This window comes from Cephaloticoccus capnophilus (genome assembly GCF_001580045.1).
GTDB classification, from domain to species: Bacteria; Verrucomicrobiota; Verrucomicrobiia; order Opitutales; family Opitutaceae; genus Cephaloticoccus; species Cephaloticoccus capnophilus.
Genome location: NZ_LSZP01000001.1, coordinates 1 through 1,034 on the forward strand (window position 1 = coordinate 1; position 1,034 = coordinate 1,034).

The window sequence follows — 1,034 nt, forward strand, 5'->3', positions numbered from 1 at the left end:
TTTCAAATTTGGGATTTCGCTTTCGCGCGATAGCGCGTTGCGAAATCCCAAATTAAATGGAAGCGGTCACTGACCGCCGCCCCACGCGTAGTGGGAAAGTGCCGCTCACTGGTGAGGTGAGCTGCGCTGCCGGCGCCGATAGCAGACAAGCCCGAGTACGCCTAACATTAGGCCTGCCCCGTAAGTCGCGGGTTCAGGGGCACCGTTAATCATCCAATATTCGTCGTTATAGTCCTCTAGGTGAAGCTTACTAGGGTCATAGCCAAAAAATTTTATTTTCTTCATGGTATCCGCTAAGTTTTTGCTCGTTTTCTTTACTAAAATAAAGTCACGGCCTTCTCTCCAGTGGAAAATGTTCACCTCCCTGCCAGAACGAACCCACAAGTCATCTAGGTAAATTTTTGTTATAGAATCAACCTTACCATTAACCCCAAAGGATATAACACCAAGGCCATCTATAATTAATTGTTTAAAGCTCTGAATAATGTCCCCTCCCATAGAACTAAAATAAAGTCCCCCCATACTTAATGTAACAACAGAGCTGCGACCTAATTGGTAGTTACTTTTAAAACTTAACGTGGCATTATCTTTTATAAAAACATTCCCTTCAATGGCAGTAACCCCGTCGCGCTTGTTCAGAATCAAGCCAGTATGTGATACTTCAACATCGCCAGTAAAGGTATTGGCTTCATCCCCTCCTATTTCCAGGTACTTGGGTCCCCCTTCGCTGGAAATTCTAAGTCCTACCTTGTGCCTATTATCTCTAATCTTAGAATTTATAATTAAGGAGCCCCCCCATATGTCTATATCTATCTTATTCTTATTCGAAGTAATGCTTCCCTTGCCCCATATGCTCGCAGCACGCGGGCTATAAGGATAAAGTCCTCTATCAATAAAGAGAGTATGGCCATTGAGATCTAAAGAAGAATGGTCTCTGTCCATATTACCAGTGAAAGTAACGGATCCATAATAGTCGCCATCAAGAGACACCCTCCCATTTACATAAAGATCACTAATACCTTTGGGGGGGGGGG

At 43.9% G+C, this 1,034-nt stretch carries 1 protein-coding gene; it reads right to left on the bottom strand.

What is annotated here, in order from left to right; all coding sequences use genetic code 11:
- Positions 1-105: 105 nt before the first annotated feature.
- The coding region (locus AXK12_RS08630; protein ID WP_231863454.1) for a hypothetical protein at positions 106-1,034 on the bottom strand (929 nt) is incomplete at its 5' end.